The organism is Gemmatimonadota bacterium (assembly GCA_040882465.1).
In the GTDB taxonomy this organism is placed as follows: Bacteria; Gemmatimonadota; Gemmatimonadetes; order Longimicrobiales; family Gaopeijiaceae; genus JBBEBG01.
Map to the genome: position 1 here is coordinate 16,635 of JBBEBG010000020.1, position 13,325 is coordinate 29,959.

The 13,325-nt window shown below is 66.0% G+C and carries 13 protein-coding genes and 2 pseudogenes; 6 read left to right on the top strand and 9 right to left on the bottom strand.

Going from position 1 to position 13,325, the window contains the following annotated elements; genetic code table 11:
• Positions 1–207: 207 nt before the first annotated feature.
• From WEG36_06095 to kdsA, 6 genes are all read right to left on the bottom strand, one after another.
• Positions 208–387 (bottom strand): SDR family NAD(P)-dependent oxidoreductase, encoded by a 180-nt coding sequence (locus WEG36_06095; GenBank protein MEX1257171.1) that lies wholly within the window; start codon positions 385–387, stop codon positions 208–210.
• 172 nt (positions 388–559) lie between these two features.
• Positions 560–1,348 carry an undecaprenyl-diphosphate phosphatase gene (locus WEG36_06100; GenBank protein MEX1257172.1) on the bottom strand — a complete coding sequence of 263 codons (789 nt, stop codon included), beginning with the start codon at positions 1,346–1,348 and terminating at the stop codon, positions 560–562.
• 99 nt (positions 1,349–1,447) lie between these two features.
• Complete coding sequence (locus tag WEG36_06105) at positions 1,448–2,152, bottom strand: class I SAM-dependent methyltransferase (GenBank protein MEX1257173.1); 705 nt, start codon at positions 2,150–2,152, stop codon at positions 1,448–1,450.
• Positions 2,153–2,516: 364 nt separating this feature from the next.
• Positions 2,517–3,269, bottom strand: coding sequence for a 3-deoxy-manno-octulosonate cytidylyltransferase (locus tag WEG36_06110; GenBank protein ID MEX1257174.1), 753 nt, complete (start codon positions 3,267–3,269; stop codon positions 2,517–2,519).
• Positions 3,266–3,682, bottom strand: a complete 417-nt coding sequence (locus tag WEG36_06115; protein ID MEX1257175.1) for a CBS domain-containing protein — start codon at positions 3,680–3,682, stop codon at positions 3,266–3,268. The genes WEG36_06110 and WEG36_06115 overlap by 4 nt, the downstream gene beginning before the upstream one ends.
• On the bottom strand, positions 3,663–4,544 hold the full coding sequence (kdsA, locus tag WEG36_06120; GenBank protein ID MEX1257176.1) for a 3-deoxy-8-phosphooctulonate synthase: 882 nt from the start codon (positions 4,542–4,544) through the stop codon (positions 3,663–3,665). The genes WEG36_06115 and kdsA overlap by 20 nt, the downstream gene beginning before the upstream one ends.
• A gap of 101 nt (positions 4,545–4,645) precedes the next feature.
• Between kdsA and WEG36_06125 the strand changes: the two genes are divergently transcribed.
• A complete protein-coding gene (locus WEG36_06125; protein MEX1257177.1) occupies positions 4,646–6,079 on the top strand; it encodes a hypothetical protein in 1,434 nt (477 codons plus the stop codon).
• A gap of 143 nt (positions 6,080–6,222) precedes the next feature.
• On the opposite strand, the pseudogene WEG36_06130 reads toward WEG36_06125, so the two are convergent.
• Positions 6,223–6,519: pseudogene (locus WEG36_06130) on the bottom strand (ATP-binding cassette domain-containing protein).
• An 85-nt stretch (positions 6,520–6,604) separates the two neighbouring features.
• On the opposite strand from WEG36_06130, the gene WEG36_06135 reads away from it, so the two are divergent.
• A complete protein-coding gene (locus WEG36_06135; protein ID MEX1257178.1) occupies positions 6,605–6,985 on the top strand; it encodes a hypothetical protein in 381 nt (126 codons plus the stop codon).
• Between the two features lie 58 nt (positions 6,986–7,043).
• Here WEG36_06135 and WEG36_06140 read toward each other — a convergent pair whose 3' ends face one another.
• Both WEG36_06140 and WEG36_06145 read right to left on the bottom strand, forming a co-directional pair.
• Positions 7,044–7,547 (bottom strand): winged helix-turn-helix domain-containing protein, encoded by a 504-nt coding sequence (locus tag WEG36_06140; protein MEX1257179.1) that lies wholly within the window; start codon positions 7,545–7,547, stop codon positions 7,044–7,046.
• Between the two features lie 48 nt (positions 7,548–7,595).
• The gene (locus WEG36_06145) at positions 7,596–9,137 is read right to left on the bottom strand and encodes an ABC transporter ATP-binding protein (protein MEX1257180.1); all 1,542 of its coding nucleotides are present in this window, start codon (positions 9,135–9,137) and stop codon (positions 7,596–7,598) included.
• Positions 9,138–9,457: 320 nt separating this feature from the next.
• On the opposite strand from WEG36_06145, the pseudogene WEG36_06150 reads away from it, so the two are divergent.
• The 4 genes and pseudogenes from WEG36_06150 (at position 9,458) to WEG36_06165 (ending at position 13,323) form a co-directional block, all read left to right on the top strand.
• Positions 9,458–9,862, top strand: a pseudogene (locus WEG36_06150) (transposase).
• A 484-nt stretch (positions 9,863–10,346) separates the two neighbouring features.
• A complete protein-coding gene (locus WEG36_06155; GenBank protein MEX1257181.1) occupies positions 10,347–11,471 on the top strand; it encodes a glycosyltransferase family 2 protein in 1,125 nt (374 codons plus the stop codon).
• Positions 11,468–12,424: a glycosyltransferase gene (locus tag WEG36_06160; GenBank protein MEX1257182.1), complete on the top strand. Its 957-nt coding sequence runs from the start codon at positions 11,468–11,470 to the stop codon at positions 12,422–12,424. Before WEG36_06155 ends, WEG36_06160 begins: the two co-directional genes overlap by 4 nt.
• Positions 12,421–13,323 carry a glycosyltransferase family 2 protein gene (locus WEG36_06165; protein ID MEX1257183.1) on the top strand — a complete coding sequence of 301 codons (903 nt, stop codon included), beginning with the start codon at positions 12,421–12,423 and terminating at the stop codon, positions 13,321–13,323. The genes WEG36_06160 and WEG36_06165 overlap by 4 nt, the downstream gene beginning before the upstream one ends.
• The last annotated feature ends 2 nt before the right edge of the window (positions 13,324–13,325 follow it).

Sequence of the window (13,325 nt, forward strand, 5' to 3'; positions counted from 1 at the left end):
CCGACCGTCACTCAACTCTCGATGAATGGAAGCCCGCGAACCCGTGAAGTGACGACAATGGCAGGTATCACGCCAATAGAGAAGGTGGGGTGCCCCGATGGAGGTGACGGTGGCAGAAGGCAACCCCGGGCAAGCAACCGCCCCACATCGGATGTGATTACGCTCGTTCGAGCCTCATCCAGTTGGGGGCTGCCCAACCTCCGAGAGCTATGGGATCACCGAGAGCTGCTCGAGGTCGGTCTGGAAGAAGCGCGTGCTTCCCTGCCCCCCGCGCTCGATCTCGTCGCCCCGTGCGGCGTTTCGGTCGTGGACGATCACGTGCGCCCCCATCGCGCCGAGGCGGAGCGTGACTTCCCGACCGAGCCCGTCCGTCGATCCGGTGACCAGGACGACCTGCTGCCCCTCGTTCGCTTTGGGGGATCTGCGCCGCGGCTTCGCTCGTCGCGATCTGGGTTCCGAAGGGGGTGGCCGCCACCGTGCCCGTTCTCCATTTCGATTTCATGATGCCTCGCCTCCTTCGCGGAGGCCTGGGGAGAGGTTCGCCGTTCAGACTAGAGGATCAGGCGAATCGGAGCCAACCGAGGAAAAGAAGGCCGACGGCCCAGCAGTACCAGGCGAAGGCCGGGAACGATCGATCCCGAAGCATCCGGACGAAGACCCGGATGGCCAGGACGCCGACGACGGATGCCGCCAGGAAGCCGAGGAGGAGCGGCCCGGCCGGGATCGCGGCACCACCCTCCGCGAGGTCGGGAAGCTGGAGGACGGCCGCGCCGCCGATGGCCGGGATCGACATCAGGAAGGAAAAGGCCGCCGCCTCCACCGGAGGCACGCCGAGCCAGAGCGCCGCGACGACCGTCGAACCCGACCGTGACACCCCCGGCACGAGCGCCACACACTGCGCGAGCCCGATCAGGACGGCCATCACGAACGTGATCTCCTTCGAGGACTTTCGCGCGAGCGCCCATCGGGACGAATAGAGCATCGCCCCCGTGAAGAGGAGCGCCACGGCGACGATCGCCGGGCTCTCGAAGGCGGCCTCGACGGCGTCGCCGAAGAGCACTCCGACGACCGCGGCCGGCGCGGTCGCGAGTGCCAGAAGGAGGACGTAACGCCAGGACTCGGGATCGCGGAGGACGAGGGCCCCGCGGGCCAGATCCATCAGCCGCGCCCGGTACACGACCGTCACGGAGAGGAGGGTCGCCACGTGCACGACCACCTCGAAGGTGATTCCCGGAAGGGAGACCCCCATCACCTTCTGGGCCAGGGCCAGGTGCCCCGACGAGGAGACCGGAAGGAACTCCGTGGCCCCCTGGACGATGCCGAGGACGAGGGCTTCGAGAACGGTCATGGACCGGAAGATAGCGAAAGGGCTCGGCCGCCACGTGGGCCCCGCCACGTTTCCGTGCCCGCTCCACGGCGGTCAGCGATCGGGGACCCCCGATGGTCGTCAACCGGACGATCGGTTTCGCCGACGGGTGTGTCGGTGCAGAGCCGGGCCGGCGCCGGTCTCGCGAACCGCGCCCGCAGAGCCATCCGTCCCGCGCATGCGACGGTTCTCGGCGACATAGAGCCTGCGAGGACTCCCCTTCTCATCCCGCGCGAGAACAGGGAATCGAAGCATGGCGCGAGCGAGCGCCTTGGCCACCCGGGGCGAGCGCCGCTCCTGGAAGCGGCCGTACCGGATGATCCGTACGTCCGCGAATGCGTCCCGAAGCCTTTGTTCGATCTCCACGAAGTAGGGGAGGCTGTAATGACCCACGTTGAAGATCAGACGCCCGTGGACGCGCGTCGCGTCGATCAGCTTGTCGACGCAAACCAGCGTATTGGCGGTCTCGAAACCCTGATTGATCCCGATACACTGGAGGCAGAGGACCAGGTCGCCGTCCACTTCCGGATCCAGGTCCTCGATTCGCGAGCAGATCCCAACGGCGCGGGGATTGTCCCTGAGGCCCCGTTCCACTAGCTCCGGGCTCGCGTCCACGCCGATGTATCGGTGGCTCGGAATCGAGGGCGCGAGCGCCATCCGGCCGCAAGCGAGGTCCACGACCGTATCGTACCTGGCCACGCGGCCGATCTCCCGCTCGACCACACGATACATGAACTCCTTCTCGGCACGGATTCCCTGCGGCAGCTGAGGATTGGGCGCGTTCATCGGGTCTCGGGGAGGCGTTTCGACATGGGTCGCTCGCGCCCCACGCCACCTCCACCATGGGCGCACGGGCCGAAAGCGACCAGTTCCGGACCGGGATTGAGGAAGCGAAACAGGGGAAAAGCAAGGTGGGAGTGGGGAGATCCTGGCATCACGGCGTAGCGCGGAAACCACGGTTTCGTTGCGGCGGTGCCCCAGTCGCCGCACTTCCGCGCTACGATCGAACCCAGGGGCATACGGCGACCCATTTCGTAATGCGGCGCAACGGGAAACATCCGTGGCATCGGCACCACAGACGAGGATCGGCTCGTCGTGTCAGAATTTGGAGGATCCGCAGGCGCGGCGGCGGCGAGAGATTGCCGGTGGGTCACAAGGATCCCATATCGTGGAGAGTCGCGGACCGCAATATCGCCTCGACCCGGGCCACGTCCTCGGGGTAGTCCACCCCGATCGAACCGGGAGGGATCGGGCCGCAGGCGATCGGATCCCCGTACTCGAGGAACCTGAGCAACTCGATGCTCTCCGCCGCCTCCACGGGTCCACGCGCACGGCCAGCGAACCGGGCGAGCGCCGCGCGTCCGAACGCGTAGAGCCCCACGTGGACCGCCCTACGATAGGGCGCCTTGAACGCGGACGGAATCGGAAGACGCGAGAGCGCCATGACCCGCCCATCGATCGTGGGGACGAGCTGAACGGAGGCGGAACTGCGCTCCTGCTCCTCGCTCGCTCCCTCCACGTAGACGGTCGCCACGTCGATGCCGCGGCCGAGTCCGCCCATCAGGCAGTCCACGCAGATATCGATCGCGTCCGGATCGATGAGCGGCTCGTCTCCTTGCACGTTGACGTAGAAGTCCCCGAGGCCCCGCTCGGCTACCTCCGCGATGCGGTCAGTGCCTGTGGCGTGCGCGTCCGAGGTCATCTCCACGTCGATGCCCAGGCTTCGGCAGAGCTCGCCGATACGCGGATCGTCCGTCGCCACCACCACGCGGTCGAGACGCCGGGCTCGGGTCGCCCGCTCCCAGACGTGCTGGACCATGGGCTTCCCCGCGATCACCGCGAGCGGCTTGCCCGGGAATCGCGTCGACGCGTAGCGCGCCGGAATGACCCCGACGACGGTCATGCTCCGAGGAGCGCCCTCACGGCGGGGTGGAGGTGGAGAAGTCCCGTGAGCACGCCCTTCTCGTCCACGACCGGAAGATCCCAGACGCCGCGCTCCTCCATCGTTTCCACGGCTTCACGCAGCGAAGCGTCGGCACGGGTCGTGACGGGGCGAAGAACGGCATGCGCGATGACGTCGTCCGCGAAGAGCGCCGCGAGGGGCTTCTGGAACCGGAGGAGCATGCGCCTCATGTCACCGTCCGTGAAGATCCCGACGAGCCGTCCCCCGTCGCCGACGATGCAGGCCACACCGAGCCCACGCTCCGTCATCGCCTCGATCGCCTCCTTGAGGAGAGTCCGTGGCGAGACGATCGGTAGCTCGTCGATCGGCAACATCACGTCGCCGACGTGAATCTCAGTCGTCGATGTGGACACGGTCTTCGCCCCACTCGTCGAGAAGCTCGAGGCGGAGCTCGTGCGCCGCCTTGGCCTGCGCCAGGACACGTTCCAGATACCGAAGATCCAGGACCGTGTTCGAATCGGACAGGGCCCGTGCCGGATCGTCGTGGACCTCCATGAAGAGGGCGTTGATGCCGCAGGTGCTCGCGGCCCGCACCAGATAGGGGATAAACTCCCTCTGCCCCCCGGACACGTTCCCCATCGACGTCGGCAGCTGCATGGAATGCGTCGCGTCGAAGCACACGGGGTACCCGGTCTCCATCATGATCGGGAAATTTCGGAAGTCGTTCACCAGCATGTTGTAGCCGAAGAACGTCCCCCGGTCGCTCAGGAGGATGTTCTCGTTTCCCGTGGCCTCAACCTTGCGGACGGAGTTCTTCATGTTCCAGGGACTCATGAATTGCCCCTTCTTCAGATGAACGGGCTTGCCCGTGGCTCCGGCGGCACGAAGGATGGTCGTCTGTCGGCAGAGGTATGCCGGAACTTGGACGAGATCGACGACTTCGCCGGTCGCGGGCGCCCAAGAGGCCTCCGAAAAATCCGACGTCACCGGAACGCCCTTCGCGTCGCGCACGTCGGCGAGGATCTCGAGCCCCTCGTCGATTCCGACGCCGTGAAAGGACTGGGGCGAGGACCGACAATCCTTGTCGTACGAGGACTTGTACACCCACGGAATGTCCAGCCTCGAGCAGACGTCGTCGATGCCCTCGCAGACGGACAGTGCATGGTCCCGCGACTCGATGGCGCAGGGCCCGCCGATGAAGGCGAGAGGCTCCGTGCCGCCGATCCGCACGGTGCGGACCGAGTCGTCCCCGATGTCGATCGTCTTCGGAATCATCTCACGGTGCGAACCCGGAGGTGGCGTGTGGGATCCCTTGCCCCGTACCTGGAAACTCGCATCCCTTCAAGGGCCATGCCAATGACGTGGGACGAGCCCAGATGAAGGATTCCGAGCGCTACGACCCGCAGGAACTCGCGTCGCTGTCGCCGACGGTCCGCTACGATCGCCTGCTGGAGGCCGTATTTCCACACCTGAACGCCGTCCACGGCATCGACCGCAGTCGCCGGTACTGGGCCATCGTGCTCCACCGGTACCTGCGCAAGTGTCTCATGGCGGGCGACGTGGGCCTGGACCCCGAGCGCCCTGCGCTTCCACCGACGCACGACAACGACATCCTCGGCGCATACGTCGGAGGCGGCGGAAAGCAGACGAACCTGGCATCCCGGCCTTCCATGCTGCGTCGCGTGAAGAAGCGTCTCCCGGCGATCCACCCCTCTCCCGCGGGCGTCCGGACCTGGCTTCGGCTGCGTCAGCTGCGTACCACGTTGGTCGATCGGAGCCCGTCGATCCTTTTCGGATTCCATTACTTCCACGTCGTCGCCGACCTCGTCGAGCAGCCTTCGGCCATGCTGCAGCTTCCGCGGCAGGCGATTCCGGCCAGTCCTGCCTGGGATGCCAGGCGCGAGGCGCTGGCGGACGCGGAGTCGGACGTCGTATGGCCGCTCGCCCGCCTCGCCCTGCGCTGGCTTCCGACGTGGTACGTCGAGGAGTTCGACGCGAGGGATGCCTCCGTCCCGGTCCGAGACCCCACCGAACGAGAGTTCCACGCCTCGTTCCTCTGGAGTCCCGAGGGTCGGTTCTTCATCGCGCGACATGTGGAGGAGGGCTCCGCGCTCACGATGTACCAACACGCCGGGACGTACGGAGAGCTCGCAGAAGACGTGGCCCATCACAGCGAGGCGGTCATCTCCGACCGGTTCCGGACCTGGGGATGGGAGCTGCTCCCGGGTGACTCGCCCCTCCTGGCCCTTCGTCTCCTCAAGCCGCCCGGCCAGACCATCCGGCGGCTGCGCCCCGTCCCCCGTTGGCTCTACATCCACATCCGGGACCCCTATCCCTGGTTCATCGGAGAGACCGTCGAAACCCAGGACCGGTTCTTCGCCGAGCTTCAGGTGGCGAAGGCCGCCAAGGTGTTGCTTCGGCCACGGGCGGTGCCCGGGGGCTCGTCGGACCCACAGATCGGACCGCGCGCCCGGAGCGTCGTCGCCGGAATCGACGGGGGCACGCTTTCGTGGGCGAAGGTCGGGAACCGGTCCGAGATCGTCATCCTCGACGCGTTCCCGACGACGCTCTTTCTCGAGTGCCTCCACGCGGGAATCCCCGTCGTGGCGATCGTCCCGGAGACGGTGTGTTTCACGGAAGTCGCCGCTCCGTTCTATGAAGAGTTCGCGCGGGCCGGCATCCTGCACGCGAATCCGGAGTCGGCCGCCCGTTTTCTGAATTCGCTCGATATTCCGCGATGGTGGTCGGAGGTCGAGAGCAGCACCTGGTTTCAGGAGTACATGCGGACCTTCTGCCGAACCGAACTGTGATCCGAAGTTGAGGGCCTTGTGAGCGGGACGTGCCGTGTCCCAGCGGATGGATTCGCAGGGGCGGCGCGCCCCCCATCTCCGTCGACCATGGGCCGCCAGGAATGCGGCGGCTCCAGGACCCCATCGCAGTGAACCGGCGTGCGTCAGACCCGGGCCATCGCGCGAAAGGTCGGTGACGTCTCGACGAGATCGTGGTACGTTCCCGTGGCCACGACGCGGCCCTCCTCCATCAGGTGGATGACGTCGCACTCCTCGACCGTCGTCAGTCGATGTGCGATCAGCAGGATCGTTCGGTGGCGCGACAGGTCCCGAATCGCCTGCATGACCACGTCTTCCGTGACATTGTCCAGAGCGCTGGTCGCCTCGTCCATCACGAGAAGCGCGGGATCGTGATAGAGGGCCCTCGCGATGCCGATGCGCTGGCGCTGTCCGCCGCCTATAGATGTCGGCATAAGTAATGCAACAGAGGGCTCAAAAAAGGGGGAGCTCTGTGCGGTGGATGCATGAGCGGAGCCTCGACGAGGAGTGGCCGAGCTGCTGCAGTGTGTCGTCCAGATGAGCGTCGAGCTCGTCGATGCTGTCGGGCCGGCCGTTGGCGAGGGTCGCCTTGGCAAGGCTCCAGACGCCTTCGTCGGCATTGAGCTCGGGGGCGTAGGGAGGCAGCGCGACCAAGTGCAGGCGACGGTAGCGTCTGCACAGCTCTCGCACGGGGGCTCCTCGATGGATGGAGGCGTTGTCCCAGATGACGATGACGTGGCCGCGCAGGTGACGGAGCAGGTGACGCAGGAAATCGCACACGCCGTGGCCGTCGATGTTGTGGCGATGGAAGCGGTAGTAGAGTCCCACAGGCGCCGCACCGGGCTGATCGAGAGCCCGGAGATCACCGAGATGCGGTCGCGCCGGTAGCGATGCCTCACCACCGGTGTGTGCCCCCTCGGCGCCCAGGTCTTGAGCAGCGAGGGGTTCAGCTGGAAGCCGCTTTCGTCCGCGAAGACGATGTGGGCACCCAGCCGCCCGGCGTTTTTTTTACCTCCGGCCAGCTCTCGCGCTTCCAGCGCTCGAGCGCGCGCCGCTCCGGCTTCTGGCAGCTCCAGCCGAGTCGCCTCATCAGGCGACCCACATGATCGCGATGATACCGCACTCCGAACTGGGCCTCGATGACCTCGGCGATCCTCTGCGTCGTCCACAGCTCCGTGCGGTAGCCTTGCGCCACCGCCCCCTCCAACAACCGCTCTCGGAGCCGCCCCGCCTGCGCCTCGCTCAGCTTCGGCGGTCGCCCCGATGCTTTGCGCACCTTGAGTCCTTGGGCGCCCTCTCGCTCACGCGCGTCGCGCCACCGCATCACAGAGCTCGCATGACAGCCCACCAACTCGGCGACCTCGCCCAGCGAGCGACCTTGGTCCAGCAGTCGCATCGCCCGGTGCCGTCGTCGCTCCAGCTGCTTCGCAGAACCTTCCGGTCGTGCCATGGCCGGTCGCCTCCTCATCAAGGGGTACCAGCCAATATATTGCATTAGTTATACAGATGTCCATAAGCGAATCCCTCTCTCCCCGACGACCGTCTCGTACCCCTCGTCCAGCGTCGAGACGAACGCGTGGAGATGGGCGGCCCGCGCCGCACGTACCACCGCCGCCGAGTCCACCCGATCTGGAGGAATGCCGAACGCGATGTTCTCGGCGATTGACGCGTCGCACAGGAAGTTGGATTGCGGCACGTAGCCCACCGTATTTTGCCAGGCCGGAAGGAGGTCGTCGTCGAGGACCCGGTCCCCCGCGAGAATCCTCCCCTCCGTCGGCTCGAACAAACCCAGCAGGAGATCGACCAGGGTCGTCTTCCCCGACCCCGTGGCTCCGACCAGCGCCGAAGTCCGATTGATGGGAAGATCGAGATCGATCCCCTTGAGGGCGTCCTGCTTCGCGAACGGATAGCGGAACCACAAGCCTTCTACCCGAATGGACTCGCCCTCGTGGAGCGCGAGTTTCTCTGTCGTCAGTGAGCGATCCGACGCGCGCACGCTTCGCGTTGACAACACTCCCTCCATAGTCCTGCCCGTAACGTCCGCGTGGAGCTCGTCCACGGTCGCCATCTGGAGTCGCATGACGGTCATGGCGTTGAAGATCTCCTGGACCCCCGGAATCAGCTGGTTGGCTCCAAAGGCGTAGACCGCGAGCAGCGGAAAGATCTGATCCAGGCTCTCGCGGGTCTGAAGGAGATAGAGAATCACAACCACGATCCCGCCGTACGCGAAGGTCTCCAACACGAATCGTGGAAGCAGCCCGACGAAAGCATTGGCCTTGTTCGCGTGGGCATACCGGATCGAAGGCTTCAGGAAGCGACTCAGAAAGTGCCCCTTCCTTCCGAGCACCTTCATCTCCTTGATCCCTCCGAAAGCCTCGTTCGCGACCTGGTAGCGCTCGGTGTTCGCCTGGAGGACGGTGGCCCCCAGCTCTCCCTGTTTCTTTCGGACGAGGACATACACACCGGTATAGAAGCCGCCGATCGTGAGCGATACGACGCCGGCCAAAAGGGGATCGACCGCAACGAGCAACGCCACGATGAAGAGGGATGAGATCCCGCGGGAGAGGATGGTCGACGCCGGAATGATGAGACCCCGGGTGACCTGCGTGACCTGGTTGAGGAGAGAAGCCCCGAGACGCGCGGAATTCTGATTCAGGTGATATGCGAAGGACGCATGAAGGTAGACATCGAGGAGGCGGTGGGAGAGTCTTTCGTGCGTTCGCCATTGAAACCGCAGGACCAACCAGGCCGTGAGCGTGTTGAAGCCGTTCGCCAAGACCATCAGCACTATGAAGAGGATGCCGAGAGCGATCAGATAGGCGTTCCCACTCGAGAATTCCAAGGTCTGGAAGCCCCACGCGAGATACTCGTTCTCCTCGATCGCCGCCGGATTCGACACGATGGCCAGGAAGGGCATGATCGAGGCGATGCCAACGGTTTGAAAGAGCCCGGTGACGACCATGGCCCCCAGGAGCCCCGCGAGCCGCCAGTGCTCACTGGGTTCGAAAAGGTCCAGGATCTTCCTCGCGACGTCGCGCATGCCCCCTGGTTGTCCGCTCGGCTGGGTTCTGTTTGCATCAGGATTACCGGCTGACGGCAATTTTCAAGAACCGGGCCCTGCGGGAAACCTCACGAGGTAGCTTCAAAGGGTGTGGAAACGAACAGAAGGCGGTGACACCTTTCGGGTGAGCGATCACCCACGGGCCTCGTGCCCGCAACGAAAGGAGCCACCGCCGTGCCGAAAGAAACCCCGCGCTCGCGGAGATCTGGCCCGAGTGCGACGAGCAGCGCTGCTGGAATCACAAGATGATGAATGTCCTGGACCAAGTCCCGCGCAAGAAGTAGGCGGCCGTTCGAGAGCACCTCAGGGCCATGATGTACGCCGAGACCAAGGCCGAGTGTGAGCGGGCCCGAGACCAGTTCGCAAAGCAGTTCGAGCGGCTCTATCCGAAAGCTGTGGCCGCGCTCACTCGAGACTGGGAACGGATGGTCACCTTTTTCAACTACCCGAAGGAGCACTGGACCCACCTGCGCACGACGAACATCGTCGAGTCGCCCTTCGCGTCCGTGCGGCTCCGCACCAGCGCCGGAAAGCGCTACAAGCGAGTCGAGAACGCGACCGCCCTGATCTGGAAGTTGCTGCGCGTAGCCGAAAAAACGTGCCGCAAACTCAACGCTTCGCATTTGCTCGCGGCGGTCGCGGCCGGAGCAAGGTACGTGGACGGAGTCGCGGTTACACCTCGCTCCGAGAGGATCGCCGCCTGATGCCGTTTACACACCTATTGACGTGACCTCAACCTCACCGTCGCCGCATCATCCTCCCTTGACCCGGAAACTGGAGCCGCCTGGGATGGTCTGCGATTCACGCTTACGGGAGGAAGACCGTCCGGGAGGGGCCGACGCGTCCATCACGGAGAGTGGTCTGCGTGGTCGACACTTCTCGAGCGGGCGGCGGGCCCGCCTGTTCTCACTCAACGACGGGCTCATTATGCCAAATGTTGGTCCGCTCTTCGATCCCTTCTCGCAGAGTCAGACTCGGGGGACGCGCCGATTCGAGCCTATCGGGATCGAAACGCATTTTCTCGCAGCAGGGCAGACGGTTCGGGCACGATCCGCGGGAAGGTCACTCACGTCTGGTAGACGCCGCCGCCCTTGCTTCACCGGGCGAGCCTTTCTAGCGTCCGTGCGATCTCGCGCCCGGCATTCGCGCACCCATCGCACCCACAGGACGCCGTCGCGGCCATCGCCCTTGAGCCCGATCCAGAGGCCCGCTTCCGTCCCGGATCCGAAGGACGTCTCGCCCTCCCGCCCCACGGTTTCGGCCGTCGCCTTCAACTTTAACGGCGACGAGCGCATCCTCTCCACGGTGGCCGCGCTCCGGAGGCAGAGTCATCCTATCGAGGCCATCGTCGTCGTGGACAACGCCTCGACCGACGGCTCGCCCGAAGCGATCCGGGAGCGGTTCCCCGACGTGCAGGTCGTGGACCTCGGGGAGAATCTGGGGATTTCCACGGCTCGGAATCGAGGCCTTGCGACCGTCTCGAGCGACCTGGCATTCATGGTCGACGGCGATGTCTATGCGGACGACGACTGCCTGGCCGAGATGGTCCAGGCCTGGCTTCGGAACGGGAAACCCGCCGTCATCTGTCCTCGGGTCGTGTTGATTCCAGAGGAGGACACGGTGCAGGCGGACGGCGCGGGCATCCACTTCACCGGGGCGATGATCCTGCGGCATGCCTACCAGCCGGTGGCCTCCGTGTCCCACGAGGAGACGGTGGTAGGGGGGTGTATCGGCGCCTGCTACCTCATGGACCGGCGGGTCGCGATCAACGCCGGCGGATTCGACGAGACCTTCTTCCACTACCACGAGGACCTTGAGTTCTGCGTCCGGATGCGTGCGTATGGGCACACCTTTCTCTTCACGCCGGCGATCGTCCGGCACGACCGCGGCGAAGGCACCGTGGGGCTGTCGTTCCGCGGCCACGAGGGCGCGTATCCGAGGCGGCGCGCGTACTACTCGATCCGGCACCACGCGCTCCTCCTTCTGATCCACTACCGCTTTCGCACCCTGTTCCTCCTGTCTCCCGTGCTCCTGCTCTACGAAGCCGCGTCCCTGGGCGCCGGACTCTTCGGCGGCTTCGGCCGTGAGTGGTTCCGCGCCTGGTGGTGGATTGTGACAAACCCGGCCACGATTCGGGAGAAGCGGGGGCGCATCCAGGCTCGCCGCGTGGCCCGGGACCGTGACCTCCTCGAGGGAGGGCCGATCCCCCTGGCACCCGGCTTTCTGCGAAGCGGCCTCGCCTCACTGGCCGCGGCGACCGTCTCCGGCGCCTCCCGGCTGTGGTGGTCCCTTGTTCGGCCCCTGATCGGATGACCGTCTCCGGCGAAGCGGCGTCCTCGCCCAATGCGAAGATCACGGCGATCATCCCCTGCAAGGGCAGCGCCGAGCCGCTCAGGGCCTGCCTCGAGGGCCTCGCGGTCCAGGACCTCCATGAGCCCTATCAGGTGATCGTGATCGACGGCTGGATGGATCAGGAGGTCGCCGACGTCGCCGGAGCCTTCCCCTTCGTGACGTGTGTCCGCAGCGCGGATAACCTGGTGCAGTCGCGGGCGAGGAACATCGGCGCTCGCGTCGCGGCGAGCGAGTACCTCGCGTTCATCGACGCGGATTGCATCCCGGACGCCGGTTGGTTGAGAGGAGCCGTCTCGGCTCTCGACGCCGGTGTGCGCCTCGTGGGTGGGCCCGTTCTCGACGCCCTCCCCGACAATCCCTTCGCGGTCGTCGACAACTTCCTCCAGTTCGCGGAGATGCCCGCGGGACGCCCTGAGGGCCCGCAGCCGTTCTTTCCGGCGTGCAATCTGGCCGTGCGCAGGGACGAGTTTCTCGAGCTGGGGGGCTTTCCCCACACCGAGGTTCCGGCGGGAGAGGATACGCTCTTCTGCGTGGCTCTGGCACGTCGCCACCCACCGGAGGCGTCGCGCTTCCGACCGGATGTGATCGTGCGCCACCGCGGCCGCGAGACGCGCGCGGCGCTCTATGCGCACCAGCGCTTCTTCGGATGGGTCCGCGCGTCCTTCGCGATCAACCTCGATCCCTGGAAGTACCGCATGGGACGCTGGAGCTTCATGATGCCAATCGTCATGGCCGCGCGGCTCGGCTACATGGTCGCCTGCACGATCCGGTGGTCTCCCGAGCGGCTTGGGATGGTCGTCCGCAACCTCCCCCTGATCACGGTGGCGTTGAGTCACTGGGCCGTCGGGTTCCGGGACGGGTGTCGGGAGAGCCGGGAGGCGACCACGGACGTCCTGACCGAACCGACCCCGTGAGTGACGACCCGACCATCAGCGTGCTCGTCGCGACCCGAAACCGGGCCGCGTCGCTGGTCGGCCTCTTGGAGGCCATCGAGTCCCAGGCGGATGCGCCGACCTTCGAGGTGATCGTCTGCGACAATGGAAGCACCGACGAGACGCCCCGCCTGTTGGAGACGTGGGCAGCCCGCATTTCCTTGCACAGCCTCCGGGTCGACGCGACCGGGAAGGGGCGCGCGCTCAACGCCGGAATCGGCGCCGCACGAGGGGAGCTCCTCGTTTTCACCGACGACGACGCGCGTCCCCGTGCGGACTGGCTGCGTGAGATCGAGGCCGGGGCGCGCCGTCACCCCGACGTCTCGATCTTCGGCGGGACAATCGAGGTGGATCCCGACTCCGTGCCTCGGTGGATACGCGAATCCTCCAGCCTGATGGGGCTGCTCACCTCGGAACATGACTGGACGCAGGAAGATGCGCCCTATCCGTTCGGCGCCTATCCGTTCGGGCCCAACATGGCGGTGCGGCGGACGCTGATCGCGTCGGCGGCCGATCCCTACCCGACGGACATGGGCCCGGGCACCTCCCTTCCCGTGGGGGACGAGAGCGCCTTCCTCCGCAGATTCAGCGACCCGGTGGCGCGGGACCGCTTCTGCCTGCCCCGTGCGCGTGTACGGCACGACGTCGAAGCGGAGAACGTCACGCTCGGATCGGCGCTCCGACGATCCTTCCAGGCCGGTCGCGCGAATCGATGGAACCGGATTCCGATGTACGAAGTGGGATCCGGTACCGGACCCCGCCTCACCCTCTGGGGCCGCGTCCGGCGTCGGATCTCCGCGTCGCGGAGCGTGCGCGAATTCGCGTGCCTCTGCGCCCGCTACTTGGGATATCTGACGGGGTCCTCCGATCGATCCGGGTGACC

Coding starts and splice junctions, on each gene's coding strand:
- WEG36_06100 (MEX1257172.1), bottom strand. CDS start 1,348: ATGACCGTTCTCGAAGCCCTCGTCCTCGGCATCGTCCAGGGGGCCACG.
- WEG36_06125 (MEX1257177.1), top strand. CDS start 4,646: ATGAAGGATTCCGAGCGCTACGACCCGCAGGAACTCGCGTCGCTGTCG.
- WEG36_06140 (MEX1257179.1), bottom strand. CDS start 7,547: ATGGCACGACCGGAAGGTTCTGCGAAGCAGCTGGAGCGACGACGGCAC.
- kdsA (MEX1257176.1), bottom strand. CDS start 4,544: ATGATTCCGAAGACGATCGACATCGGGGACGACTCGGTCCGCACCGTG.
- WEG36_06110 (MEX1257174.1), bottom strand. CDS start 3,269: ATGACCGTCGTCGGGGTCATTCCGGCGCGCTACGCGTCGACGCGATTC.
- WEG36_06160 (MEX1257182.1), top strand. CDS start 11,468: ATGACCGTCTCCGGCGAAGCGGCGTCCTCGCCCAATGCGAAGATCACG.
- WEG36_06105 (MEX1257173.1), bottom strand. CDS start 2,152: ATGAACGCGCCCAATCCTCAGCTGCCGCAGGGAATCCGTGCCGAGAAG.
- WEG36_06145 (MEX1257180.1), bottom strand. CDS start 9,137: ATGCGCGACGTCGCGAGGAAGATCCTGGACCTTTTCGAACCCAGTGAG.